The following is a 22,863-nucleotide window of genomic DNA, read 5'->3' as shown; positions in this document are numbered from 1 at the left end:
GAAGGCGGGTCAGGCGGACTCGGCGTCCGCCCGGCGGCGGCGCACGGCCAGCACCAGCAGGCCGCCGACCGCCGCCGCGGCCGCCGCGGCGCCCGCGAGGAGCGGGGTGCCGTCGGAGCCGGTGCTCGCCAGGCTGCCGCCGTTGGTGCTGGAACCGCCGGTGGTGGTGCCGGCCGCCGTGGCGCCCGTGGAGCCCGTCGAGCCGGTGGAGCCCGGCGTGCCCGCCGAGCCGCCGGAGCCGGTCGAACCGGTCGAGCCCGACGTGCCCGTGCCGCCCGCGGCCTGGCCCTCCGGGTCGTTGCCGTCGCCGCCCGTGTCGCCGGAGCCGCCGGTGGACGCGCCGTCGTCGTCGCCGGTCACGTCGACGCGCAGGAACGCCGTGTTGTTGCCGAGGCGTTCGTCGTACTCCGGCGTGATGTCGTAGATCGAGCTGGCCCGCACCTCGCCCTTGGTGTCCTTCGCGCCGTCCTTCACCTTCAGCTCGAACGCGTAGGCGTGCGTCTCGCCGACGTCGAGGGTGGCGTCCTTCGGCCAGCAGACGTACTCGGCCTTGCCCGGCTTCGACGGGCCGCTCGGGCCGTCGATGTGGAACGGCGAGCACTCCTCGGGCACCTCGACGGCGACCGTGCCCGGCGGGATCTGCACCTTGAGGCCCGGCAGGTCGTCGCTCACCTGGTTCTGCACCCAGCCCGGGCCGTCGTTGCGCAGGGTGGCCTCGACGGTCACCGTGTCGCCGGGGGCTGCCTCGGCGCGGTCGCCGACCGCGACCAGGTCGGCGGAGCTGTCGGCGGTCAGGGTCATCCGGTCGTACGCGTCGTCGAACTGGCCGCTCGGCGCCTCACCGGTGGGAGAGGTGCCGTACTCGACAGCTTCCATCAGGGCGTGGGGCAGCGCCTTGAACCGCACCGGCGTGGTGATGGTGGCGCCGGGCTCGACGACCGTGTCCAGCTTGCACAGCGCCTTGCGGACCTGCTGCTCGTCGGTGGTGTAGGTGCAGCCCGCCACCGGCTCCGGGAAGTCGAGGCCACGGGTCAGCCGCACCTGGAAGAAGACGCCGTTCGCGGGAGCCGTGCCGCGGTTGCTGATGCTGACGGTGTCGTCGAACACCGCACCGGGCTTGAGCGGGCCGCTGACCAGGTGCGAGATGGACAGGTCGGGCGCGGCCCCGTCCGTCTCGTCCGCGTGCGCGGTGGGGGCGAGCAGTGCGGGAACGGCGGCGGCGAGCGCCACGGCGGTCGCGACGGCCGTCGCGGTACGGGTGTGCTGACGCACGGAGTCTCCTTGGTGGGGCAGGAAGGACACGACCGGCCGGTTGGCCGACCGGTCATGTCCTGGACACCCGAGAGGCCCCTGGGGTTGTACCGCCGGCCCACTTCCGTCACAGGAACCGCCCCTTGTGGAACAGCAGCGGCGCCGCCTCCTCGTCGTCCGTGCCCAGCGCGTCCACCCGGCCGACCACGATGAGGTGGTCGCCGCCCGTGTGCACCGCGTGGACGGTGCAGTCGATCCACGCGAGGACGCCCGCGAGGCGCGGCGAACCGGAGACGGGTGCCGCGTCGTGGGCGACGCCCGCGGACTTGTCCGCGCCGGACACCGCGAACGCGCGGCACAGCCCGCCCTGGTGGGCGGCCAGGACGTTCACGCAGAAGACGCCGGCGCGGGCGATGCGCGGCCAGGTCGTGGACGTACGGCCGACCATGAAGGCGACGAGGGGCGGGTCGAGGCAGAGGGCGGAGAAGGACTGGCAGGCGAAGCCGGCGGGGGAGCCGTCGTCGGCGCCCTGGGTCACGGCCGGTGCCGTGACGACGGTGACGCCGGTCGCGAAGTTCCCGAGGACGCGGCGGAATCCGGCCGGGTCCACGGGGGCCCGCTCGCCCTCCCGGACGGCCCGCAACTCCGGGCGCGGCAAGGGCTCCACGGGATGTGTGCCGGCCGACCCGAGGTAACGGACGGCGGCGGCCGCCATGCCTGCGTGTCCCATCACGCCTCCCAGCGAAGCTGACGGGGCGCCAGATATGAAGGGCGCCGCGAGCAGCGGAAACACCCCGGCGTACGCTCCGGCGCATGGCGTGGGGAGACATACGGCGGGATCTGGACGCCGCGGCGGCCGGGAGCGCGGCGCAGCTGCCGGCGGCGTTCCTGGTGTGGTGGTTCGGGACGTTCAACGAGGACGACTACGGAGTCGGGTACGGCGGCGCCTTCGGCGTCCTCTGCCTGTGCCTCTTCCTGCCGCTCGTGCTGCCGGTCCTCGGCCTGCTCCACTCGGTGCTGCACCTCCTGCCGGGCTGGGCGCTGGTCCAGCCGCTCGCGCGGAGGTTCCCCGGCCGGACGCTGTGGGCCTGGCGGCTGGCGGGCGGCACGCTCGTCGGCGGGCTGTGGGCGGCGGTGCCCGCCATGGCCTGGGACTGGCCCTACGCGACGACCGCGCTGTGGTGCGCGGGCCTCGGTGTGTGGCCGGTGCTGTGGGTCGGGCTCGCCCGGCGGAAGGCCGGCGTCACCGGCCCGTCGTCGGGATGCCTGGGCCGCTGGTTCAGGCTGGCGTCCGTGTCGTTGGGTCTGTTCCTGCTGGTCTTCCTGGGCGGTGTGCTGGCCACGGTCACCGGGCTGCTGAAGGAGTACGAGCCGCCGAGGCTCACCCGGGAGCAGCTGACCGGCGTCTGGCACGGGGAGGACGGGGCGGAGCTGCGGCTGCTGCCGGGCGGGCGGGCCGTGCTGATGGACGTACCGGTGCCGGACCCCGACGGCTGGGAGGCCGCCACCTGCCGCGGCACCCACACCGGCACCTGGACGGCCGGCACCCGGGACGGCCGCACCGGCGTGTCCTTGAGCGGCGGCTGCACGGCCACCTTCTGGTCGGCCTCCGGCACCGAGGACGAACCGGAGCTGTTCGTGCTGTTCGGCGACCCCGACTCCGGTGACCTGCGCGTTCTCGAACGGGACTGACGCCCTCACCGGCCCCGGAACGCCGCGTCCCGCCGCTCCCCGAACACCGCCAGGCCCTCCCGGGCGTCCGCCGTCCCCGTATTGGTGAGGGCGAGGGCACGGGTGGGCCCCGCGGCGAGGCGTCCGGCCCACTCGCGGGCCGTCTGCGCCGGCTCGGCGTCCGGGACGACCCTGTTGACCAGCCCCAGCCGTTCCGCGTCCGGGGTGGACAACGCGTCGCCGAAGAACTGAACTGACGGGGCATCAGGAGCTCGTCGGAGCGGCCTCGGACGTTCCCGGGCAGCGGTCGGGCCGAGGGCCGCTTACCCCGGCAGCCCGGACACCCGCTCCCCGCACGTCCGGGCTACCGCCTTCGCGATCTTCTCCGCGTCGATCGCCAGCTCCCGGAACATGCCGCTGATCGGGTTGGTGAAGCCGGTGAAGAACAGCCCGTGGGCGTGGTCCGGGGTCCGGCCGCCGTGGACCACCGGTCTGCCGCGCTCGTCGAGCACGTCGAGGTGGCCGACGAGCCCTTCCAGGGCGCGGACGTATCCGGTGGCGGCGATCACCGCGTCCGGGCCGACGCGGGTGCCGTCGGCGAGGACGACCTTGCCGTCCTCGAAGGAGTCCACGGCGGCGACGATCTCCACCCGGCCCCTGCGGACCGCGTCGATCAGGCCCACGTCCTGGACCGGCACGGCCCCCTCACGCTGCCGGCTGTACAGGCCGGTGTCGGGGCGGGGCAGGCCGTGCGCCGACAGGTCGGGCACGCTCAGCCGGGCCAGCGGGCGGGCCAGTACGTCGACCAGGCGCACCGGGAGCCGGCGGATGAGGATGCCGTTGTACTGGGTGGGCCAGCCGGCGGTGGTCCGGCGGAAGATGTGCGGGGCGGTGCGCACGGCCAGCCGCACCCGGGAGGCCCCGCCCTCGACGAGGTCGACGGCGATCTCGGCGCCGGTGTTGCCGATGCCGACGACGAGGACGTCACGGCCGGCGTAGGGCTCGGGGTTGCGGTAGTCGCGGGCGTGCCGGAAGTCGCCGCCGTACTCGGCGAGGCCCGGCCAGTCGGGGATGTGCGGGGTGTGGTTGTAGCCGGTCGCGACGACCACCGCGGCGCCGGTCAGCTCCCGGCCGCCGGTGGCGTGCAGCAGCCAGCCGGTGCCGTCGGGGGAGCGGTCGACGCGGGTGACCTCGACGCCGGTGACGATCTCCAGCCGGTGGTGCTCGGCGTACTTCTCCAGGTACCGGACCACGTTGTCGCGGGCGACCCAGCGGCCGAAGCGGCGCGGTATCGCCAGCCCGGGGAGGGCGGACGCACGGCGGGTCGTGTGCAGCCGGAGCCGGTCGTAGTGGCGCCGCCAGGACGCGCCGACACGGTCGGACTTCTCCAGCACGACGGCCCGTATGCCCTTCGCGCGCAGCGCGTACGCGGCGGCGAGACCGCCGGGGCCGCCGCCGATGACGTAGACCGGGCGGAGGTCGGGAGCGGGCTGGGCGGGTGCGGTGAGGTCGGGCATGTTCGGGAGCGTAATCACATGCCCGGTTGATGGGTCTCGGTCAAGACCGGAATTGGTTGCGGATCGATCACGGATGAGCGGAGAACGTGGCCGGGTGTGAGCGACCCCCGGCGTCATGACGGAGAACCGGGGGTCGCGTCCAGGGGGGGCGCGGAGTTACTTCACGCGCTTCTTGTAGCCGGACACCTTGGCGATCCATGCGATGAAGTCCCCGGCGTCGGTGTTCGCGCCGTGCCCCTCGTCCCAGTAGTAGAGGTGGCTGACGTCGTCGCCGAGACCGGCGGCCGCGGCGGCGAGGTTGGCGGAGACCGTGTGCGAGGTGTCGGAGTCGTTGGTGCCGAGACGGATCCACCAGTGCTTGGTGCGGTGCGGGTTGGCCTTCCCGGCGAGGAAGTGCATCGGGTTCATCAGGCGCAGCTTCTCGGGGATGTCGGCGTCGACCCGGGTGCCGTCGGCGCCGGTGCTGTCGTGCTTCAGGCCGTACGCCGTGAAGTGCCGGGCCTGCGTGGTGTCCTTGCCGAACAGGTTGTTCTCGCCCGTGGAGAGGTCGAAGGCGTCGAACGCGGGCACGGACTTCTTCCGGGCGCCGACGTGGGCGAGGAAGCCGGCCCAGCTGAAGGTGGCCTTCTTGCCGTTCCAACTGATGAACGTGTTCTTCGCCAGGTACGCCTCGCGGTCGGCGTCCGAGAGTGCGGCGAGGTACGTGGTGGCCGACGGCTCCATGTACTGCTTGAGCAGGTACGTGTCGTAGTTGCGGGCGGTGAGCGTGCCGAAGCCGCCGAGGCCCTTCAGCTTCAGGGAGGCCTGGTACTCGGCGAACTGGCTCCGCAGCTCCTTGGAGACCGTCTGGTCGACCTGGGTGCCGCCGCCGGTGGCGTTGCTGCCCCAGTTCCACTCGTAGGCGCCGTCGGCGTGCTCCAGGTCGGTGATCGGGCACCAGGCGCCGGTCGCGAAGATCGCGTCGGAGGCGTCGGCGGCGCCTATCTCCTTCAGGTACTTCTCGTACAGGGGGCTGTCGCCGGACGCGCCGAGCAGCGAGGACAGCGCGCCGCCCGCGCTGGTGCCGGAGGAGACGATCCGGTCCACGTCGCCGGGGATACGGCCCTTGTTGGCGCGGACGTAGCGCACGGCCGCCTTCAGGTCGACGATCGCGGCGGGGGCGGTGCCGTAGTACTCGCCGGCGGAGTTCTTCAAGGTGCGGCCGCGGGCGCCGGGCTCCACGACGACGTAGCCGGCCGCCAGGGCGAGCTTGGGCAGGCTGACCATCCGGCCCCGGCCGTTCACCATCGCGTTGCCGCCGGAGGCGACCTCGCCGCTGCCGGTCCCCGTGGACGGTGACGCGCTCGCCCCGCCGCCCGGCGCTCCGGTCATCCCGCCGCCCCCGACGCCGGTGGCCTCCGCGACGGAGGAGGGCATGTAGCCGCCGACGGAGTTGGCGAACAGGATCGGGGCGCCGCTCGCGTCCACCGCCTTGCCGTCGATCTCGACGGGGACGCTGACGTTCAGGCACTGGTAGGCCGCGTCGACGGGCTTGGCGACGTAGGTGACGGCCTTCCAGAAGTGGTAGGTGACGTCGTGGTCGGTGCCGTCGGCGTCGGTGATGGTGGTGGTCAGCTTCGTGTACCCGTCGGGGTCGAAGCGCAGGGCGTCCGAGCCCGAGGCCGCTGACGCGGACGTGCCCGAAGCCTGCGCGTTGAGGGCGACGCCCCCCACCGCCGCGACGCCGGCGGCGGCTCCGATCCCCATGACGACGCTCCTGCGCTTGACTGCCCGGTGCTTCACGGTCGACTCCCTCGGTTGTGGGCTTGCGACTGCGAACGTAGCGGGAGTGGCGACAAAATTGCCAACAATCCCGGGGATTCATGGGTGATGCACAGCTCGGGTGGCGGCCGCACAGGTCTGCGCTGGAGACCGACTTCCGGGACGGGGTGCCGGTGTTCCGGGCGGCCGGAAAATCCGCGTGAACCAACGTGAACCCACGGGCCACGCGGTTCAATGGCCCGATGGTGCACATACGTGAGCGCTCCCACACCCCCCTCCCCGAGCTGTCCGGGCACGGACTGCGCCTCGGCCCGTGGGACCCGGACTCCGACGCGGACGTGGAAGCCTGGCTGCGCGGACTGTCCGACCCGGAGTTCCGGCGCTGGAACACCCCGCTCGTCCTGGTCACGGACCGCGACAGCGCGCGGAAGTCGCTCCGCTCGAAGGCGCGGGACATCGCCGACGGCACCTCGCTGTCCTTCCGGGTGGCCGACGAGACCACGGGTACGGCCCTCGGCCACATCGGCGTCAACGAGATCAACCGAGGCCTGCGTCTCGCCCGCGTCGGCTACTGGGTGCTCCCCGAGGCCCGCGGCCGGGGCGTCGCCGCCCGCGCCCTCGCCCTCGCCACGCACTGGGCGTTCACCGGCCTCGGCCTGCACCGGCTGGAACTCGGACACGCCCTCGGCCACGACGCGTCCTGCCGGATCGCCGAACGCTGCGGCTTCCGGTACGAGGGGACTCTGCGCGACGCGATGTGGGAGGCGGAGCGGCAGGACGCCTTCCGCGACGTCCACCTGCACGCCCGGCTGGCGACGGACGCGGCGGACGTCGCGCCGTGACGCGCACACCGACGGCCCTCACCTGGATGTTCACCAGCGACCTGGGTACGTTCCTGCACCGCGCCGAGACCTTCCTGCGTTCCCGGCCCGCCCTCCACACCGTCCCCCTCACGGTGACCGACGCCCTGCGCCGCGACGGCCTCGGCCTCTACGGCGACGAGCCCCCCGTCTTCGGCGTTCTGCAGCAGGACGGCGCCGTCCGCGCAGCCTGCTTCCGCACCCCGCCGCACCGCCCCTACCTCACCGCCCTCGGCCCCACCGGCGCCGACGCGCTCGCCGCGCACCTCGCCGACGAGGGCCGCCCGCTGCCCGGCGTCTTCACCGACCACGCCACCGCCGCCGCCTTCGCCGGCGCCTGGCACCGCCGTACCGGCGTCCTGGCGGACCTCGTCGAACGCAAGCGCCTGTACCGCCTCGACACCCTCACCGTCCCGCACCCGGCACCGCCCGGCCGCCCGCGAGTCGCCACGGCCGGGGACCGCGAGCAAGTCGCCCGCTGGTACGCCGAGTTCCACGCCACCACCGGCGGCAGCCCCGGCCGGGACCCGGGCGCCTGGGCCGACGCCCGTATCGCCCACGGCGGCGTCACCTTCTGGGAGACCCCCGACGGCACCCCCGTCTCCCTGGCCGGCCTCCTCCCGATGGTCGCCGGGCAGGTCAGGGTGGCCCCCGTTTACACCCCCGAGCCCCTGCGCGGCCACGGCTACGCGGGCGCGGTGACAGCGGAGGTGAGCCGGGCCGCGCGGGCCCAGGGGGCGCGGGAGGTACTGCTCTTCACCGACCTGGCCAACCGCACGAGCAACGGGCTGTATCAGCGGATCGGGTACCGGGCTGTGGCGGACTTCGCGGTGTACGACTTCGTCTGGCCGACGGTCACGTCCAGCTGAGGCGCTGCCCGCCCGGTCCGACGTACAGCCGCATACGGTCGGCCGGTGGGCTCCCGTCCGTCTGCCACTGCGTGACACGCTCGGTGATCTGGTCCCACCGGCGCCCCACGCCGCGCTGCCGCACCATCCACCGGCCGCCGTCCTGGAAGACGACCGCCCATGACTCCGTGTCCACGTCGATCACGACGTGTTCGGTGCGGCCAAGACGCGTGCCCCCTCAGCCACCCGCAGCTGTTCCAGCATCCGCACGACCAGGCTCGGCAGGGTGGACGACGAGGACGGGGCCGTGGCGATACGCCCCTCGATCTGGTCGGGGAAGACGCTCCCGGCCACCTGCGTCACGCGGGTGTCGTCTTCGTAGATCCGCGCGAGACCGGACGCAGCGCCCCGCACTGCCGGGCGATACCAGCCGCCCTCCTCGTACTCGAACCAGCCGCGCGCGAGGAACGCCTCCCGGTGTACGGACAGGAGGGCCGCTTCCCACTCCGGGCTGCGCAGGACACCTGACTTGGTCAGGCGCCGTGCGAGGTCGGCCCGGAGGTGTTCCGACGCCAGGGGGTCAGTCACGCGGGATCGCTCCGTTCTCCAACATGGCTGCGATTGCGGTGGTGATCGGCAGTCCGGCCGCATCTTCGAGCCAGGCCCACTGGCCGTTCGGGTTGCACTCCAGGAACCACCATGCACCGTCCGCGGTCACGGCGAAGTCGAAGGCGCCGAAGCCCAGGCCGACGTCGGCGAGGAACCGCACCAGCGCCTCACGCATCCCGTCCGGGCAGGCGACCGGCTCACAGGTGAGGCGCTGGTGCTCGGCCCACCAGTCCACGACCCCGGGCGGTGCGGTGATCAGGGCGCTGAACACCCGCTCGCCGACGGCGACCGCGCGCACGTCCGCAACCTTGGGCACCTGCGCCTGGAACAGGTGGGCGCTGTGGCTCACCGCGCCTCCCCGATCATCAGCCGCCCCTCCCATCCACGCGCCCCAAGGTGCGCCGCGAGCACTGCGGTCGCCGTGGGGTCGTCCTTACGCCGGGGCGGGCGGCCGCAGGTCTTCGTAGCGGTCGCAGAGGGCGGTGAGCGTGTGGGCGAGCTCCCGGGCGTCAGCTGCCCCCGCATCCGGTCCGGGGACCGCAGCAGCGCTCAGCTTGTGGCGTGCCGACCACACGCAGGCCAGCGCGCCGTCTCGGGGCGGGTAGTACCTGGGCAGCTTCCGGGCGGCCTGCTCGACCTCGGGGATGAGCAGTTCCATGTGGCCGCGCAGGGCCGTGGTCAATGTGTCCAGGTCCTCGCCGGTCGGCGGCTGTGCGCCCGGACCGATCACCCGGCCGGTGGTCTCGCGCATCGTCGCGATGTCCACCGGTGGGGTGGCGGCGGCCGCGCTCACCGGATACCTCCCGCTCTCGCGTGGCAGGAGCAGCCACACCGGTGCACGAGCAGGATGCCGTGGGAGTGGGGCAGCGGAATGTCCCTGGTCCGTGAGCACTTGCTGTGCATGTCCGGGTAGTCCGGCCGTAGCGCCAGCGTGCATTCCGCCGACAGTGTGCCGGTCGGTGAGGGGCGGGTGCCGAGCGTCACGACAGCTCACCTCGCGACCGCGCGTTGGCCACCGATACGCCGGCGCTGAGCGCTTCCTCGGCCGTGACCGGCCGTAGCTTGTCCGGCTCCGCGTCCCATTCGGTGCCACCGCCTACCAGCCGCAGCTGCACGTAGGGGCCGACGAAGCCCATCACCTTGCCGATCTTCCCTGCGCCGGTGTCCTCGACCAGGTCTCCGGGGCCGGGCCGGTAGGTCACCACCACTGCTCACCCCCGAACAGGCCCGTCTGGGCGCCGGCGTAGATGTCCGCGCCCAGGCACGCCACGTAGGGCCGGACAAGGACGCCTGCGTGGTCCCAGGGCTGGCGTGCGGTTGGGACGTGCTGCTCCCCATGGTGACTGCGGGTGGCGATGAGCCGCGCGCCCCGGACATCCGGCGACGGCTGTGGAGCCGAGGCGGAGAGCACCACGCGGGGTGTGGCGGTGCGGCGGTGCCGACCCGGGACCCGGGGTCCGAACAGAAACGCTCTTACCCATTCCAGTGCCTGTGGTAGGAAAGCCAATGTCGACGCTCCTCAGGAGTGTTGGCCACGCCCCCGGACCGTTGTGCGCGGTCACGGGGAAGGCGCGATCTGGGACGCCGAGTCGTCACAGCTGAAGTAGTCCCTACTGCGCTCGGCCCACTCCCGTTCGCCTCCGGGCTCTCCGGTGTCGTAGCCGAACGAGGTGACGTAGCTGTTGTCGGCCGCGAGAATTTCCTCGGAGAGTCCAAAGTTGAGGGCTTGGAGACGGTCGTCGGTGTCCACACGCAGACGATCCCAACCACCGCCATTCAGCGGGATCTGACAACCCATGACACGGAGTTGATCTTGAGTCGCGCTGTGACGATCACAGGCACCCGCAGTACTGGGCACCAAAGCCTTGAGGAGTATGCGGCCCTGTTCGCCGACTACCTGCGCCCGTTCGCCGACGGCGCTCACTTCTACATCGGCGGAGCCAAGGGCATCGACTCCCTCGCTCTGCTGTGGGCCGCCGACAACACGACGGCCGACATCACCGTTGTCACCCCCGGTACGGTGGATCAGCAACCGGCCGAGGCCAGGCAGGCGATCGCCCGCGTCCGCGACCGCATCAACGAGATCGTCGAACTCAAAGCGCGGGAGCTTGGGTCACCGGCCTACCACGCGCGAAACCGGTGGATGGTCGACCACAGCAGCATGACGATCGGTTTTCCCAAGGGCGACGAGCCCGCCTCGGGTACCTGGCAGACCCTCAACTACACAGCTGATCAGGGGAAGCCCCGCCTGATCGTGCCCGTGTGACGGCTCCGCGTTGCACCATGGGCCGTATGGATGACAGGGCCGCAGGGGCGGCAGTGCTCAAGCAACTGCGGAAGCGGCGCGGCTTGTCCCTCGCCGCGTTCGCCCGCGCCCTCATCGCGATCGCCGAAGGCTTGCACCAGCCGCCGTTACCCGCAGCGGCTAGCGTGCAACGGTCCGTAGCCCGCTGGGAGGCCGCCAAGCCGACCATGCCCGACGAGCGGTACCAGCTCCTCCTCGCCCATCTCTACGCACACACACCGGGTGGCGACCTGGCGCTCGGCGCCGGCTCCGACTTCGCTCAGTACCTCGACGCGCTCGGACTCCTCGGGCAGAGCGAGCAGTGCATCGCCGGATTACGCACCACTGTGCTGCGCGCGGCGACCGACGCCGGTGGCGGCATGCTCGCGCTCCTCGCCCCTTGCGTCCACGCCAGTCTGGCCGCCGCTCTGCACGACCCGTCACGTACCGATGAACAGCCTTGTCCGGACTCGCGTCCGTCATCGCCGACGTCAACGCCGAGGTTGGCTCGCTGCCGATGGTGCGACTCCAGCTGCTACTCGCCCCAGCGGTGGAGGCCGCGCGACGCCTCCTCGAAGGACCCGTGCCGGAACCGCTCATGCCGGAACTGCGTGACGTGGCAGTCACCGGGATCGCACTCGCCGGGCGGTTGGCATTCGAGACGCGAGACGACACCGCCTCGCGCGCCCTGTACGCCGAGGCGTCGCAGGAGGCGGGTCAGCTCGCTGAGCCGTGGCGGCAAGCCAGCGTCCACATGAGCCACGCGCTGACGAACTTGTACTCCCGGCAGGGGCTCGACGAAGCGCGCCGCCTGGTCGACGAAGCCGTCCGCGCCGCACGCACCGGGCAGAGCCCATTGGTGCGGGCCCGCGCTCACGCTCTCCAAGCGGAGCTGGCAGCACGCGCCGGATACAAGCGGCAAGCTCAGGACGCGCTCGGGCTGGCCTGGTACGACATGGAAGCCGATCACACGGGCGACCCTGCGCCGACGGGCTTCTCTCCGGGTCACCTGCGCGGTTTCGAAGGCGTATGTGAGCTGTACGTCGGCGACCCGTCGGAGGCGCATGACCGGTTCGCCCGGTCGGCGTCCACGCTGTCGGCTCCCAGGGATCGTGTGCAGCGGGCGATCGTCAAGACCGACCAGGCGCTCGCTCGCATCCGGCTCGGTGAACCGCAGGCTGCCGCCGATCTGCTGCACGAATGCGTGGACGCTGCGTCCAGCACGGGCGGACGGGTGCCGGCGCTGCGCCTCAGGAGGGCGCGGCAGGAGCTGAGGCCCTGGCGGCGGGAGGACTGGGTGGCAGACCTCGACGACCACCTCATGGATGCACTCGGCGCCTGAGGTAGGGACGTCAGCCGCCTGCGAGGTCTGGGAGCCACGTCCTATCCTCACACCGACGAGGTCGAACAGGCAGCCGCCGCGACAGACCACGCTCTCGATCTCTCGGTCGGGGTCGCATCAGTACGACCGCGGGAGCGCCTTGCCCCTGTCCTGACGCGGCTCGCCGAGCACCGCTCACTGCCTCGGGTGGCGCAGCTCCTGGAGAGGGCGCACGCGGCCTGAGCCCTACTGATCGGGCTGCGTGTTGGCCGTGACCCAGTCGAGGCAGGACGCTGATCCTTCCACGATCGGCACGGCTGCGACCTCAGGATTGCGCCAGGGGTGGTGCTTGAGCAGATGCGCCTCCAGTTCCGGGTACCGGGCGCGGGTGGTCTTGAGCAGCAGTTGCCACTCCTCCCCTGTTCCGAATTCGCCGTCGTGCCAGAAGGCAGAGATCACCGGCCCGACGATCTGGGCGCCCGCCGCCAACCGCTCGCTCACCACGGACCGAGCCAGCTCAACCGCCTGCTCTCGCGACGGAGTTGCTGTAGACACCTGCAAGACGTCAGCCATGCGCAAGAACCTAAGTCAGTCACCGCCAAGTCTGGCCCTCTCCTCACGGCCACAACAACCCCCGACTCCACCCCCCGTCCCCACTCCGCCGGTACACCAACCGCACATGCCTGCGCCGCGCGTCCCCCTGGAAGAACTCCACCTCGTCGGGCTGGAGGCGGTAGAGCGTCCAGCTCGGGACGGGGGCCTCCGGCTCTCGCTGGGCTCGGTCCCAGGCTTCCTCGGACGCCGAGGCCAGCTCCCGCAGGGAGCCCAGTTCCTCGCTCTGCCTGCCGGTGAGGGCCGCGGCGAGGGCGCCTGTGGAGCGGGCGTGCAGGTCTCCCTGGGACTCCTCGGGCGCGGCGGTGGTGACGGGGCCCCGGATGCGGATCTGGCGGCCCTGCGCGGGCCAGTAGAAGCCGAGCGCGGCGTAGGGGCGGGCGGCGAGGTGGCGGCCCTTGCGGCTGCCGGCGTGGGTGGCGAAGGTCCAGCCGTACTCCTCGTCGGCGCCGTGCAGCATCACCGTACGGACGTCCGGCAGGCCCTGTTCGTCGGTGGTGGCCAGGGACATGGTGTGCGGCTCCACCTGCCCTGCCGCCACCGCCTCCGCGAACCAGGCCGTGAAGAGGGGGAGCGGGGTGTCGGGGGCCGTGGACGGGTCGAAGGAGGGCAGGTCGACGTCCCAGACCCGCAGTGACCTCAGGAGTTCGTGAAGATCCGTTGCCATGCCCCGAGTATCCGCCGGGCCCGTTCAATCCCTTCCCATATCCTGCCGGGCCGCCCGTTCCGGGATTGCACGACGGTCGAGTCGACCGCGACGAGCCACTCGATGTCACCAGCCGCATCGGCTCTCGCCTGGGCGGCCCGGAGATGATCGCCACGTCGAACTTCTCGACGGCGTCCCACACCGCAGCCGTGATGGCGGCGTATGAGCGCAAGGACACGACCGGCCTGTGCACCGTGCACCGTCCTCAGGGAAAGCAGGTGCTCAGTGTCGTTCTCGCCGCGGCCGTGGCTGGCGACAGTGAGATACGAGATGACCGCCGCAGGCGAAGTTCAGTTTCACTGAGCACCGTGTCGTGGGCGTGCCGACCGGGACGCCTAGGGGAGTGATGTTGAGTAATCAGACCGTCATGGTGGGTCTCGGTGCCACTGGCCGGGCCATCGCTTCTTCCTTGCTGCAACGCGCGGACGTGGAGATCGTCGGAGCGATGGACCAGGACCCCGGCGTGGTGGGTCAGGACCTCGGAGTGCTCCTCGGTGGCGCCGCGAACGGTGTCGTCATCGTGAGCGACCCGGCCGACCTGCCCGCCGCCGACCTCGCGATCGTGGCGACCGTCTCGGATCTGCACAGGGTGGCCGACGTCCTGCTGCCACTGCTGGAGCGTTCGTACAACGTCCTGAGCATCTGCGAAGAGCTCGCCCATCCATGGCAGAGCCACCCTGACCTGGCCCGACGGCTCGACGACACGGCGAAGGCACATGGCGTGACCGTCCTGGGCAGCGGGGCGAACCCGGGCATCCTGATGGACACCCTTCCTCTCCTGCTGACCGCACTGACCCAGCGCGTGGTGAGTGTGCGCATCCGCCGACGGACGAACATGTCACGCTACAGCGCGATCCTGTCGAAGTTCGGCCTCGGTCTGACCACAGAGGAGTTCGAGAAGGCTCGCAGCCGGGGCGAGGTCGTCGGCCACTACGGCTTCGTGCAGGCCATCGGAGCGCTCGCGGCGGGGCTCGGATGGGACCTCGACTCGGTGGACGTGGGAGAGGTCGAACCCGCCGTCGTGACGACCTCGCCGCGCGTCGGGGACCACCTGCGTATCGAACCGGGACAGATCTCGGCCGTCACTCATGCCGCCCGCGGCGTGCTCAAAGGCGAAGCGGTGATCGACCTGGAGATCACGTTCGGGTTCTTCGAGCCGGCCGATGAGGTGGCCGCGGGCGACGACTACCGGATCGTCGGAGAGGAGCAGGTCATCGACCTTCGTTCCTCCGTGGGCTTCGATTCCTTCCTCAGCACGATCGCGGCGGCGGTCAACTCCGCCGCTGCGGTCGTCGAGGCGCCTCCCGGTCTCCTGTCGATGGGAGACCTCCCGGCCCGTGCGATCGCGGCCAAGGGAGAGCGACGAGCAGCCCGGGCCCCGCTCGGGGCCACCACTCCTCAGAACTGAGACGGAGACACGGAAGACAGAGGACCTCCTGCTCGCCGTCTTCACACATCTCGCCGAAGAGACGCCTGTCGCGGTTGATCTGCTGGACGGGAACGAGGGCTTTGCGGCGCGTGCCGAGCAGGTCTTGACGCGAAGCATGACTTAGGGCAGACGCCCCACCTGAAAGGAGATCAGGACAGCATGAGGACCGACGGCACGAAATACAGCAACTTCACCGGCTGGATCGACCGGCCGGATGACGTGCGGCCCGCGCTGGACGGCGATCTCACCTGTGACATCGCCGTCATCGGCGGCGGCATGGGTGGCATGGCGGCTGCCCTGCGCCTCGCGGAGCGCGACCAGGACGTGGTTCTGCTGGAGGCCGAGTTCTGCGGCTACGGCTCGGCCTCGCGCAACGGCGGTCAGATCGCCGGGGCGCCGGGTGGCGACCTCCGGATGCTCAGCCTCCAGTCCCCGAAGAAGATGCCGGTCATGGCCAGACTGGCGGAGCACGCGGGCCACTATGTGGAGAACCTCATCAAGACGCACGACATCGACTGCGACTACGTGCCGAACGGCCTGGTGTGGGGTGCGGTCTCACCCCTCATGATGCTCAGGGTGCGCACTCAGGCGGCGATCCTGCACGCCTTCGGTGGGCACGGGACCGTCGGCAGCAGAGAGGAACTCGGTCTCCCCGCCGGCTTCGTGGGCGGTATGCGGGAATCCATCGGCGGGATGCTGAACCCGGGCAAGCTCGCTCGCGGTGTGCGTCGCGCGCTGCTCGCCTCCTCGGCCAGGGTCTTCGAGCAGACGCGGGTGAGCGATGTCCGGCGGACCGGCAGCACCGTCGAGATCACGACACCGCACGGCACCGTGCGGGCCGGCAAGGTGCTGCTCGCAACCAGCGTCTACGGCGGCGAGTGGGACATCACGCCCAAGAACCTCGCGACGCCTCTGTACGTCATCGAGATCGAGTCGGAACCCATCGCGCCGGAACGGCTCGCCGCGCTCGGCTGGACCAGTCGGTCCGGCATCATCACCCAGCACCAGTTGATGACCCATTACCGGCTCACCGAGCGCAACACCATCGTCTGCGGGGTCCGCCGGGCGCAGCGAGGCCGGACCTACCCGCTCCCGGACCGGCTCCCGGACCCCGAGGTCGTGAGGGACATGGGGAAGGATCTGGCCAACCGGTTCCCGTCGCTGTCCGACGTGGCCATCGAGCGGGCCTGGGGCGGTTGGATCGGCATCAGCCCGGACTGGCTGTCGGTCGCCGGGCAGGTGGGCGACAACGTCTTCTACGCGATGGCCTGCAACGGCCACGGCCTCTGCCAGGTGCCGTACGTGACCCATCAGCTCGCCGACTACATCGTCGACGGTGAGATGCCGGAGGACCTCGCCGGCATCTGGTCGGACGCCTCGAAGTACTCGCCGTCGATGTCGCTGCTGATGCAGCCGTTCGTCCTCCGGGCCATCTGGGGGCTGGACCGGTTCAACGACTTCTTCAACGGCAGCAGGACGCTGGCCCGGCGGGCGCGCCGTCGTGGCAGGCGCGGGGACTCCTGAAGGTTTGGGTGCCGCCTGATCCGTGACGGCGTGGTGCGGGATCGCCACCCGCTACGACAAGACCGCCGAGTCCTACGAAGCAGCCGTCGCCCTCGCACCACTCCTGATGCGGGTCTGACATTCGACGACAGAACCTAGGGGGTGTCTCGCCGATCATGCCGGGCTCGCGGCGCCTGGCACCGCGCCTCGCCGCGTTGTCGTCGGTCCCCGATTCCCCCAAGCTCTCGGCTCCGCTCGAGCAGGGGGGACCCCCATCGCATCGGCTCCCTCCTCCGCCTTGCGATGCACGGCACCAGACGCCGCTCCCTGATCCGGCCTGATCGACGAGACACCCCCTAGAACGTCGCCAGCCGCTGCACCAGCAAAAACGCGCCGATCCCCAGCATCGCCGCCCCGGACGTCCGGGTGACCGCGCGGGCGGCGGCCGGGCGGGCGCCGAGGACCGCGCGGGCCAGCAGGCCGACCGTGAGGTAGACGGCGGCGCACGCCGCCATGTGCAGCAGGCCGAGCGCGGTGGTCTGCACCGGCACGGGCAGGTGGGCGCCCTCCAGGGTGAGGAACTGCGGCAGGACGGACAGGTACAGCAGCAGGCCCTTCGGGTTGAGGCCGCTGATCGCCGCGCCCCGCAGGAAGACCCGGCGACTGCTCGTCGTGACCGGCTCCGTGCCCGCCGTGCCCTGCGCGCCCGGTACGCCCGGCCGCCGCAGCACGCCCCAGCCCAGCCACACCAGATACGCCGCCCCCGCCACCGTCAGCGCGGTGAGCAGCGCGGGCGACCCCGCGACCAGTACGGCGAGGCCCGCCGCCGCGAGGACGGTGTGCAGGGCGTAGCCGGTGACCAGGCCCGCGACCGCCGGGACGGGGGAGCGGTCGCGCAGTCCGGCGGAGATCGCGAACGCCCAGTCGGCGCCCGGTACGCAGACCAGCAGCAGGTCCAGGGCGAGGAAGGAGAGCAGCGTTCCGGTGTCCATGCCGGCGAGATTAGGCGGGAATGGCCCGAAAGTGTTCCCGATCTTTTCCCGGTCACTCGCACTCTGGGGCAAGATTTCCCTCATGGACGACGTGGACCGGAAGATTCTTGCCGAGCTGCAGCAGGACGGGCGGCTGACCGTGACCGAGCTGGCCGGGCGGGTGCGGCTCAGCGTCTCGCCCTGCCACCGGCGGCTGCGCGAGCTGGAGCGGGCGGGGGCGATCAGCGGCTACCGGGCCGTCGTGGAGCCCGCGGCCGTCGGGCTGACCTTCGAGGCGCTGGTCTTCGTCTCCATGCGCCAGGAGGACCGGGACACCGTCGCCGAGTTCGAGCGGGCGGTCAGCGAGGTGGAACACGTACTGGAGGCACAGCGGCTCTTCGGCGACCCGGACTATCTGCTGCGGGTGGCCACCGCCGACCTCGCCGCCTTCCAGCGGCTCTACGACGAGCGGCTGGCGACGCTGCCGGGTGTGCAGCGGCTGACGTCCACGCTGGTGATGAAGCACGTGGTGAAGGACCGGCCGCTGCCGGCGTAGCTTCCCCCGCGCCCCTTCCGGGCGCCTGACAAGACGTGGGGGTGCGGCCGGGTTACTTCGTGGGCTTCTTGCCCGTGATGCCCAGGTGGACCAACAGGGCGAGATTCGGCTTGAGTTCGGCCTGCTTCACACCCCAGGACGTGAAGCCCTTCTGGTGCGAGGCGACCGCGGCGAGCATGGCGACGATCGAGCCGGCGATCGCGGCCGGGTTCACGTCCTTGTCGACCTTGCCCTTGGCCTGGAGCTGGGTGACCGCGTCCGCGAGGGAGTTGTTCACCGAGTTCAGGATCTTCATGCGGAGCTTGTAGAAGCGCTTGTCGCCCTCGGCCGCGCCGAGGTCGACCACGCGCAGGATCGCGTCGTTGCGGCGCCAGAACTCCAGGAAGCCGTCGACGAGTTCCTGCGCGGTCTGCCAGCCCGCCTTGCCGACCCAGTTGCGTCCCTCGACCAGCTCGGTCAACCCGGCGCTCTCGGCGGCCATTTGCTCGGCGATCTCCAGGACGGCGCCCTCGACGTCCGGGAAGTACTGGTAGAAGGTCGCGGGCGAAGTCCCCGCCTTCCGGGCGACATCGATGACCTTGACGTCCCGGTAGGGGGAGGAGCTGAGCATCTCGCTGAGGCAGTCGAGCAGCTTCTGCCGGGTCGCCTGCCCACGCCGACCGGCCACCCGGCCGTCGACGGTACGCACTTGTCCTGTCATGTCGTCAGCTTACCGAGGGGTGATGGGAGCGCGATTCGGCCGACTGCAAATGGGGTGCGAGGGAGATCGGAGCGTGGTGTCCCTGGTGGGCGGGGTGCGCAAGTCGCCGTTAGTTTGACTGCATGGCCGAAAACAGGGCATCTGCTCGTGAAGAGGCGTACCCGGAGGGCGTCCCCTGCTGGGTGGACGCCCAGCTCGCCGACGTGGAGGCGGGCAAGCGGTTCTACGGTGATCTCTTCGGGTGGACCTTCGAGGAGTCGTACGGCGGCACGGTCCGGGCACGCTCCGAGGGCGAGCCGGTCGCCGCGCTGGCGCAGAAGGCGGACGGGCGGCTGCCCACCGTGTGGACGGTGTACTTCGCCACCCCGGACGCCGAGGCCCTGTCCCGGCGGATCCTGGCGGCCGGCGGCCAGGTCGTGACCGCCCCGATGCCGGTCGGCGAACTCGGCGTCGCCGCGCTCGCCACCGACCCCGAGGGCGCCGTCTTCGGCCTGTGGCAGCCCGGCAGCCACCACGGCTTCGGGCGCCGCCACGAACCCGGCACGTTCGTCTGGGCGCAGCTGTACGCCCGTGACACCGCCGCCGCCAACACCTTCTACGGCGGTCTCTTCCACGACGCCCTGTTCGGACCGGAGGCCGAGCCCGACTTCGGCCGCGCCCCGCTCACCGACGTCTTCCCCGCCCAGATGCCGCCGCACTTCGTCGTCCACTTCCGGGTGGACGACTGCGAGGCCGCGCTCGCGGAGGTGGTCCGGCTCGGCGGCCGGGTGCAGGCGGGCCCCTTCGAGGCGTCGTACGGCACGGTGGTCCTCGTCACGGACGACCAGGGGGCCTCGTTCGCGCTGCTCCAGCGCTGATCAGGCCGCTCCCACGCTGATCAGCCGCCTGATTGCGGCGATATAAGGTGAGACACCCCGTTTCTCACCGGGTTCGCAACCAGCGCCCCGGCCAGGAAGAATCGGGGTGCGTGCCGCCATGGCGGTGCGGTGGTGAGACGCTGCACGGGGTCGCGTACATATGTGGGTGACGCGGCCCGTACGGGGAGGTGGCAGGCAAGTGGTGGATCAGCTGACGCAGCACGATCCGCGGCGGATCGGGCCGTTCGAGGTGCTGGGACGGCTGGGGGCCGGCGGCATGGGGCTGGTCTATCTCGCGCGCTCGGCTTCCGGGCGGCGCGTGGCGATCAAGACGGTCCGCACCGAGCTGGCCGAGGACCAGCTGTTCCGCGTCCGCTTCACCCGCGAGGTGGAGGCGGCCCGCGCGGTCTCCGGCTTCTACACGGCGGCCGTGGTCGACGCCGACCCGCGCGCGGCGGTGCCGTGGCTGGCCACCGCGTACGTGCCCGCGCCCTCCCTCGAAGAGATAGTGAACGACTGCGGTCCGCTGCCCGCCCAGGCGGTGCGCTGGCTGGCGGCGGGCGTCGCGGAGGCGCTTCAGTCGATCCACGGCGCCGGGCTGGTCCACCGTGACCTCAAGCCGTCGAACGTGCTGGTCGTCGAGGACGGCCCGCGGGTGATCGACTTCGGTATCGCCTCCGGCGTTTCGAACACGCGTTTGACGATGACGAACGTCGCCGTCGGCACGCCCGCCTACATGTCCCCCGAGCAGGCCAAGGACTCCCGCAGCGTGACGGGCGCCTCCGACGTCTTCTCCCTCGGCTCCACCCTCGTCTTCGCCGCCACCGGCCACCCGCCCTTCCACGGTGCCAACCCCGTCGAGACCGTCTTCATGCTGCTCCGCGAAGGCCCCGACCTCGAAGGCCTCCCGGACGAGCTGCGCCCGCTGATCGAGTCCTGTATGCAGATGGACCCGACGGCCCGCCCCACCCCCGCCGACCTCCAGGCCCAGCTCGCCCCGCACCTGTTCGGCTCCGGCTCCGACGACAGCGGCACCGCCTCCGCCTGGCTGCCGGAGAAGGCCGTCACCCTCATCGAGACCCGCCGCGGCGGCCGGCCCGCCGCCAAGCCCGCCACCGGCGGGTACTCCGCCGGGCCCGCCGGCCACGGCGCCGGACACGGCGGCATGGCCGCCGTACCGCCCCCGCCGTCCCACGACCCCGTCGTGCCCGCGCCGGCCGTCCCCGCCCCCGCCGTCCCGTCGCCCGTGTCGGTCGGCTCCCACGACAGCGGGCCCGTCCGGCTGGCCGGCGCCGCCGTGCCCATCGGGCCCGGCCCGCGCGTCGCCGACGCCCGGGCCGCCGCCGTCAAGGCGCCCCCGCCGGAGGCCGGCCTCGCCGCCTCCTGGTCCAAGCCGCGCCCCGGCGTCAACGGCGCCGACCCCGCCGTGACCGCGCCGCCGGCGCCCACCGCCCCGCCGGAGCCATCGGCCACGGGCTGGCGCCCCTGGCGTTTCCGCATGTCGAACGACGTCTGGGGCACCCCGGCCGTCGGCGGCGACCTCGTCTACGTCACCTCCTTCGAAGTGCACGCCCTGGACGTGGCCACCGGCCGCCGCCGCTTCAAGACCCGGGACGTCGCCTGGTCCATGGCGGTCGCCGACGGCCGTATCCACGCCTCCGACGGCCCCACCCTGTTCGCCCTGGACGCCCGCGAGGGCACCGACCTGTGGCGGCTGTCCACGGACGCCTGGGTGTACTCCCTCAAGGCGGACCGGGGCACCGTCGTCACCGGCACCCGCGGCGGCGGCGTCCAGGCCTGGGAGGCCGTGAACGGCCGCAAGCTGTGGGAGATCACCGGCTGCCAGACCGACTTCGAGTCCCCCGAGGCGGGCCCGGCCCTGCACGACGGCACGGTGTACGTGTGGCAGGACGCCCGGCTGCGCGCCCTCGACGCCCGCACCGGCGACGAGCGCTGGTCGTACCCGATCGGCGACGCGGCCTCCTGCGGCGGCGTACCCGTACGGGTCGCCCCCGCGCCCGACGGCTACGTCTACGTCTCCGCGGGCACCCGCGTCCTCGCCGTCGACGTCGCGACCGGCCGCGTCCGCTGGCACTTCGAGGCGCCGGCCGTCTTCCTCTCCCCGCCCGCCTTCGCGCCCGGCCCCGCGGTCACCGGCGGCGGTGTCTACCTCGCCGACTATCTCGGCACGGTGTACGCCCTCGACGCCACCGACGGCCGCGACCGCTGGCGCATCGCCACCGAGTCCCGCGCCTCCGTCGAACCGGTCCTGGTCGCCGCCGGCCACGTCCACGTCGGCAGCGGCACCGGCCTGTACACGCTGGACGCGGTCACCGGCACGCCCAAGTGGCGGTTCCAGGCGGGCGGCGAGATCGTCGGCGCGCCCGCCGTCGCCGAGGGCCGGATCCACTTCGGCTCCACCGACCACCTGCTGTACACGCTGAAGGCCGACGACGGCCGGCTGCGCTGGAAGCTTGCGACCGGTGGCGAGATCACCGGCTCCCCGGTGGTCAAGGACGGCATCGTCTACGCCTGCAGCAAGGACCGCTGCGTCTACGCGCTGGACGCGGAGAAGGGCACGGGCACGGCCCGCACCGCCTGAGAACCAGGAACCGGGGACGGCCGTCGTACCGGGCGCACGGAAGGGGATCCAGACGGCGGCCGTCGCTCTCGGTGAGCGTGTGGAGACTCCTTCACCGCGCTCACACCCGACGCTACGCCCGGTGAGCGAGAGCCGCCAGGCGAGCTGCGCTAGTCTGACGCGCGCATGCCAGAAAGCCGCATGCCAGCGAAATCATCTTTGATCAGCACGGGGGATCACACCGCATGAAGCTTCGCCATGTCCGCGCCGTCGCCGTCTTCGTCGGCGTGGTCGTCGCCCTGACCGGCGCCCGCCACTCCAGCGGCGGCGGCTGCGACAACTCCGGCTCGTCCAGCTCCTCCAGCACGTCGGGCGGCACCACCGGCGGCAGCCACTACGACGACGATGACGACTACGACTCCGGCTACGGCTCCACCACCGGCTCCACCGGCTCCACGCCGGGCAGCGACGAGACCGGCGACAGCGGACGCTCGGGCTCGGTCGACGCCTCCAAGGAGGTCAAGCTCGAGAGCTGCGCATACGACGAGACCCGCGGCATCGTCGCCCGGGTCAGCGCCACCAACCCCAGCGCGAGCCAGACGTACACCTACGAGTTCAGCGTCACCTTCAAGGACCCCAACGGCACCCTGGTGCGCACCAGCGAGTCCACCATCCCGTACGTCTCCGCCGGCAACACCGAAACCCTCGACGTCACCGCCGTCTACGTCCCCGCGGACGGCGACGGCAGCGGCAGCAGCTGCGAGCTGGAGGACGTGACGCGCACGACGGTGTAGCCCGCTTTCCGGCTTCCGGGTCTTCGCTTCCG

25 protein-coding genes and 1 pseudogene are annotated in these 22,863 nt (G+C 71.8%); 11 read left to right on the top strand and 15 right to left on the bottom strand.

All coding sequences use genetic code 11. The features are described from left to right. Positions 1–9: 9 nt before the first annotated feature. Together AMK31_RS17990 and AMK31_RS17985 are read right to left on the bottom strand one after the other, a co-directional pair. Positions 10–1,272 carry an LPXTG cell wall anchor domain-containing protein gene (locus tag AMK31_RS17990; RefSeq protein ID WP_073941550.1) on the bottom strand — a complete coding sequence of 421 codons (1,263 nt, stop codon included), beginning with the start codon at positions 1,270–1,272 and terminating at the stop codon, positions 10–12. A 106-nt stretch (positions 1,273–1,378) separates the two neighbouring features. After that, on the bottom strand, positions 1,379–1,981 hold the full coding sequence (locus tag AMK31_RS17985; protein WP_073941549.1) for a flavin reductase family protein: 603 nt from the start codon (positions 1,979–1,981) through the stop codon (positions 1,379–1,381). A gap of 83 nt (positions 1,982–2,064) precedes the next feature. On the opposite strand from AMK31_RS17985, the gene AMK31_RS17980 reads away from it, so the two are divergent. Then, entirely contained in the window at positions 2,065–2,943 is an 879-nt protein-coding gene (locus AMK31_RS17980; RefSeq protein WP_073941548.1) for a hypothetical protein, read from the top strand. 5 nt (positions 2,944–2,948) lie between these two features. Here the strand turns inward: AMK31_RS17980 and AMK31_RS17975 are convergent. The 3 genes and pseudogenes from AMK31_RS17975 to AMK31_RS17965 form a co-directional block, all read right to left on the bottom strand. Further along, positions 2,949–3,185 (bottom strand): annotated as a pseudogene (locus AMK31_RS17975) (enoyl-CoA hydratase/isomerase family protein); the annotation flags it as partial. Between the two features lie 60 nt (positions 3,186–3,245). Continuing rightward, a complete protein-coding gene (locus AMK31_RS17970) occupies positions 3,246–4,439 on the bottom strand; it encodes a flavin-containing monooxygenase (RefSeq protein ID WP_073941546.1) in 1,194 nt (397 codons plus the stop codon). A 156-nt stretch (positions 4,440–4,595) separates the two neighbouring features. Next, positions 4,596–6,185 carry a subtype B tannase gene (locus AMK31_RS17965; RefSeq protein ID WP_073941545.1) on the bottom strand — a complete coding sequence of 530 codons (1,590 nt, stop codon included), beginning with the start codon at positions 6,183–6,185 and terminating at the stop codon, positions 4,596–4,598. 257 nt (positions 6,186–6,442) lie between these two features. Here AMK31_RS17965 and AMK31_RS17960 point away from each other — a divergent pair, with 257 nt between their 5' ends. Continuing rightward, positions 6,443–7,042, top strand: coding sequence for a GNAT family N-acetyltransferase (locus AMK31_RS17960; RefSeq protein WP_073941544.1), 600 nt, complete (start codon positions 6,443–6,445; stop codon positions 7,040–7,042). A gap of 26 nt (positions 7,043–7,068) precedes the next feature. Further along, complete coding sequence (locus AMK31_RS17955) at positions 7,069–7,929, top strand: GNAT family N-acetyltransferase (protein ID WP_073941801.1); 861 nt, start codon at positions 7,069–7,071, stop codon at positions 7,927–7,929. Here AMK31_RS17955 and AMK31_RS41590 read toward each other — a convergent pair. From AMK31_RS41590 to AMK31_RS40420, 6 genes are all read right to left on the bottom strand, one after another. Then, a complete protein-coding gene (locus AMK31_RS41590) occupies positions 7,916–8,113 on the bottom strand; it encodes a hypothetical protein (protein ID WP_073941543.1) in 198 nt (65 codons plus the stop codon). The genes AMK31_RS17955 and AMK31_RS41590 overlap by 14 nt on opposite strands. After that, positions 8,110–8,496 (bottom strand): hypothetical protein, encoded by a 387-nt coding sequence (locus AMK31_RS17945; protein WP_073941542.1) that lies wholly within the window; start codon positions 8,494–8,496, stop codon positions 8,110–8,112. The genes AMK31_RS41590 and AMK31_RS17945 overlap by 4 nt, the downstream gene beginning before the upstream one ends. Further along, a complete protein-coding gene (locus tag AMK31_RS17940; RefSeq protein ID WP_241842668.1) occupies positions 8,489–8,866 on the bottom strand; it encodes a hypothetical protein in 378 nt (125 codons plus the stop codon). Before AMK31_RS17940 ends, AMK31_RS17945 begins: the two co-directional genes overlap by 8 nt. 84 nt (positions 8,867–8,950) lie before the next feature. Further along, the gene (locus AMK31_RS17935) at positions 8,951–9,310 is read right to left on the bottom strand and encodes a DUF6415 family natural product biosynthesis protein (protein WP_079186858.1); all 360 of its coding nucleotides are present in this window, start codon (positions 9,308–9,310) and stop codon (positions 8,951–8,953) included. 187 nt (positions 9,311–9,497) lie between these two features. Then, entirely contained in the window at positions 9,498–9,722 is a 225-nt protein-coding gene (locus AMK31_RS17925) for a hypothetical protein (protein WP_241842681.1), read from the bottom strand. A gap of 353 nt (positions 9,723–10,075) precedes the next feature. Beyond that, complete coding sequence (locus tag AMK31_RS40420) at positions 10,076–10,267, bottom strand: hypothetical protein (RefSeq protein ID WP_143204240.1); 192 nt, start codon at positions 10,265–10,267, stop codon at positions 10,076–10,078. A 63-nt stretch (positions 10,268–10,330) separates the two neighbouring features. Here AMK31_RS40420 and AMK31_RS17915 point away from each other — a divergent pair, with 63 nt between their 5' ends. Then, a complete protein-coding gene (locus AMK31_RS17915) occupies positions 10,331–10,783 on the top strand; it encodes a DNA-processing protein DprA (protein ID WP_385311203.1) in 453 nt (150 codons plus the stop codon). A gap of 478 nt (positions 10,784–11,261) precedes the next feature. After that, positions 11,262–12,143 carry a hypothetical protein gene (locus tag AMK31_RS17910; protein WP_338013041.1) on the top strand — a complete coding sequence of 294 codons (882 nt, stop codon included), beginning with the start codon at positions 11,262–11,264 and terminating at the stop codon, positions 12,141–12,143. Positions 12,144–12,368: 225 nt separating this feature from the next. Here the strand turns inward: AMK31_RS17910 and cutA are convergent, their stop codons facing one another. Both cutA and AMK31_RS17900 read right to left on the bottom strand, forming a co-directional pair. Continuing rightward, on the bottom strand, positions 12,369–12,695 hold the full coding sequence (gene cutA / locus AMK31_RS17905; RefSeq protein WP_073941539.1) for a divalent-cation tolerance protein CutA: 327 nt from the start codon (positions 12,693–12,695) through the stop codon (positions 12,369–12,371). A gap of 43 nt (positions 12,696–12,738) precedes the next feature. Further along, a complete protein-coding gene (locus AMK31_RS17900; protein ID WP_073941538.1) occupies positions 12,739–13,401 on the bottom strand; it encodes a pyridoxine/pyridoxamine 5'-phosphate oxidase in 663 nt (220 codons plus the stop codon). 352 nt (positions 13,402–13,753) lie between these two features. On the opposite strand from AMK31_RS17900, the gene AMK31_RS17890 reads away from it, so the two are divergent. Further along, positions 13,754–14,848 carry a dihydrodipicolinate reductase gene (locus tag AMK31_RS17890; RefSeq protein WP_241842667.1) on the top strand — a complete coding sequence of 365 codons (1,095 nt, stop codon included), beginning with the start codon at positions 13,754–13,756 and terminating at the stop codon, positions 14,846–14,848. A gap of 180 nt (positions 14,849–15,028) precedes the next feature. Further along, positions 15,029–16,393 carry an NAD(P)/FAD-dependent oxidoreductase gene (locus AMK31_RS17885; RefSeq protein ID WP_073941536.1) on the top strand — a complete coding sequence of 455 codons (1,365 nt, stop codon included), beginning with the start codon at positions 15,029–15,031 and terminating at the stop codon, positions 16,391–16,393. A 335-nt stretch (positions 16,394–16,728) separates the two neighbouring features. Here the strand turns inward: AMK31_RS17885 and AMK31_RS17880 are convergent, their stop codons facing one another. Further along, on the bottom strand, positions 16,729–17,364 hold the full coding sequence (locus AMK31_RS17880; RefSeq protein ID WP_073941535.1) for a LysE family translocator: 636 nt from the start codon (positions 17,362–17,364) through the stop codon (positions 16,729–16,731). 82 nt (positions 17,365–17,446) lie between these two features. Here AMK31_RS17880 and AMK31_RS17875 point away from each other — a divergent pair, with 82 nt between their 5' ends. Continuing rightward, entirely contained in the window at positions 17,447–17,899 is a 453-nt protein-coding gene (locus AMK31_RS17875; RefSeq protein WP_073941797.1) for an Lrp/AsnC family transcriptional regulator, read from the top strand. 52 nt (positions 17,900–17,951) lie between these two features. Here the strand turns inward: AMK31_RS17875 and AMK31_RS17870 are convergent, their stop codons facing one another. Beyond that, positions 17,952–18,587: a TetR family transcriptional regulator gene (locus AMK31_RS17870; protein ID WP_073941534.1), complete on the bottom strand. Its 636-nt coding sequence runs from the start codon at positions 18,585–18,587 to the stop codon at positions 17,952–17,954. A gap of 134 nt (positions 18,588–18,721) precedes the next feature. On the opposite strand from AMK31_RS17870, the gene AMK31_RS17865 reads away from it, so the two are divergent. From AMK31_RS17865 to AMK31_RS17855, 3 genes are all read left to right on the top strand, one after another. Next, entirely contained in the window at positions 18,722–19,456 is a 735-nt protein-coding gene (locus AMK31_RS17865; RefSeq protein WP_073941533.1) for a VOC family protein, read from the top strand. A 199-nt stretch (positions 19,457–19,655) separates the two neighbouring features. Next, on the top strand, positions 19,656–22,058 hold the full coding sequence (locus tag AMK31_RS17860; protein WP_073941532.1) for an outer membrane protein assembly factor BamB family protein: 2,403 nt from the start codon (positions 19,656–19,658) through the stop codon (positions 22,056–22,058). A gap of 224 nt (positions 22,059–22,282) precedes the next feature. Continuing rightward, positions 22,283–22,831, top strand: coding sequence for a hypothetical protein (locus AMK31_RS17855; protein WP_073941531.1), 549 nt, complete (start codon positions 22,283–22,285; stop codon positions 22,829–22,831). The last annotated feature ends 32 nt before the right edge of the window (positions 22,832–22,863 follow it).

Origin of the sequence: Streptomyces sp. TSRI0107, from assembly GCF_001905845.1 — a bacterium.
Taxonomy (GTDB): domain Bacteria; phylum Actinomycetota; class Actinomycetes; order Streptomycetales; family Streptomycetaceae; genus Streptomyces.
Note: the sequence above shows the minus strand (reverse complement) of the source record. Positions and strands in the feature narration are given on the sequence as shown.

Coding starts and splice junctions, on each gene's coding strand:
- AMK31_RS17855 (WP_073941531.1), top strand. CDS start 22,283: ATGAAGCTTCGCCATGTCCGCGCCGTCGCCGTCTTCGTCGGCGTGGTC.
- AMK31_RS17985 (WP_073941549.1), bottom strand. CDS start 1,981: ATGGGACACGCAGGCATGGCGGCCGCCGCCGTCCGTTACCTCGGGTCG.
- cutA (WP_073941539.1), bottom strand. CDS start 12,695: ATGGCTGACGTCTTGCAGGTGTCTACAGCAACTCCGTCGCGAGAGCAG.
- AMK31_RS17960 (WP_073941544.1), top strand. CDS start 6,443: ATGGTGCACATACGTGAGCGCTCCCACACCCCCCTCCCCGAGCTGTCC.
- AMK31_RS17875 (WP_073941797.1), top strand. CDS start 17,447: ATGGACGACGTGGACCGGAAGATTCTTGCCGAGCTGCAGCAGGACGGG.
- AMK31_RS17885 (WP_073941536.1), top strand. CDS start 15,029: ATGAGGACCGACGGCACGAAATACAGCAACTTCACCGGCTGGATCGAC.
- AMK31_RS17955 (WP_073941801.1), top strand. CDS start 7,069: ATGTTCACCAGCGACCTGGGTACGTTCCTGCACCGCGCCGAGACCTTC.
- AMK31_RS17900 (WP_073941538.1), bottom strand. CDS start 13,401: ATGGCAACGGATCTTCACGAACTCCTGAGGTCACTGCGGGTCTGGGAC.
- AMK31_RS17980 (WP_073941548.1), top strand. CDS start 2,065: ATGGCGTGGGGAGACATACGGCGGGATCTGGACGCCGCGGCGGCCGGG.
- AMK31_RS17970 (WP_073941546.1), bottom strand. CDS start 4,439: ATGCCCGACCTCACCGCACCCGCCCAGCCCGCTCCCGACCTCCGCCCG.
- AMK31_RS17880 (WP_073941535.1), bottom strand. CDS start 17,364: ATGGACACCGGAACGCTGCTCTCCTTCCTCGCCCTGGACCTGCTGCTG.
- AMK31_RS17865 (WP_073941533.1), top strand. CDS start 18,722: ATGGCCGAAAACAGGGCATCTGCTCGTGAAGAGGCGTACCCGGAGGGC.
- AMK31_RS17965 (WP_073941545.1), bottom strand. CDS start 6,185: ATGGGGATCGGAGCCGCCGCCGGCGTCGCGGCGGTGGGGGGCGTCGCC.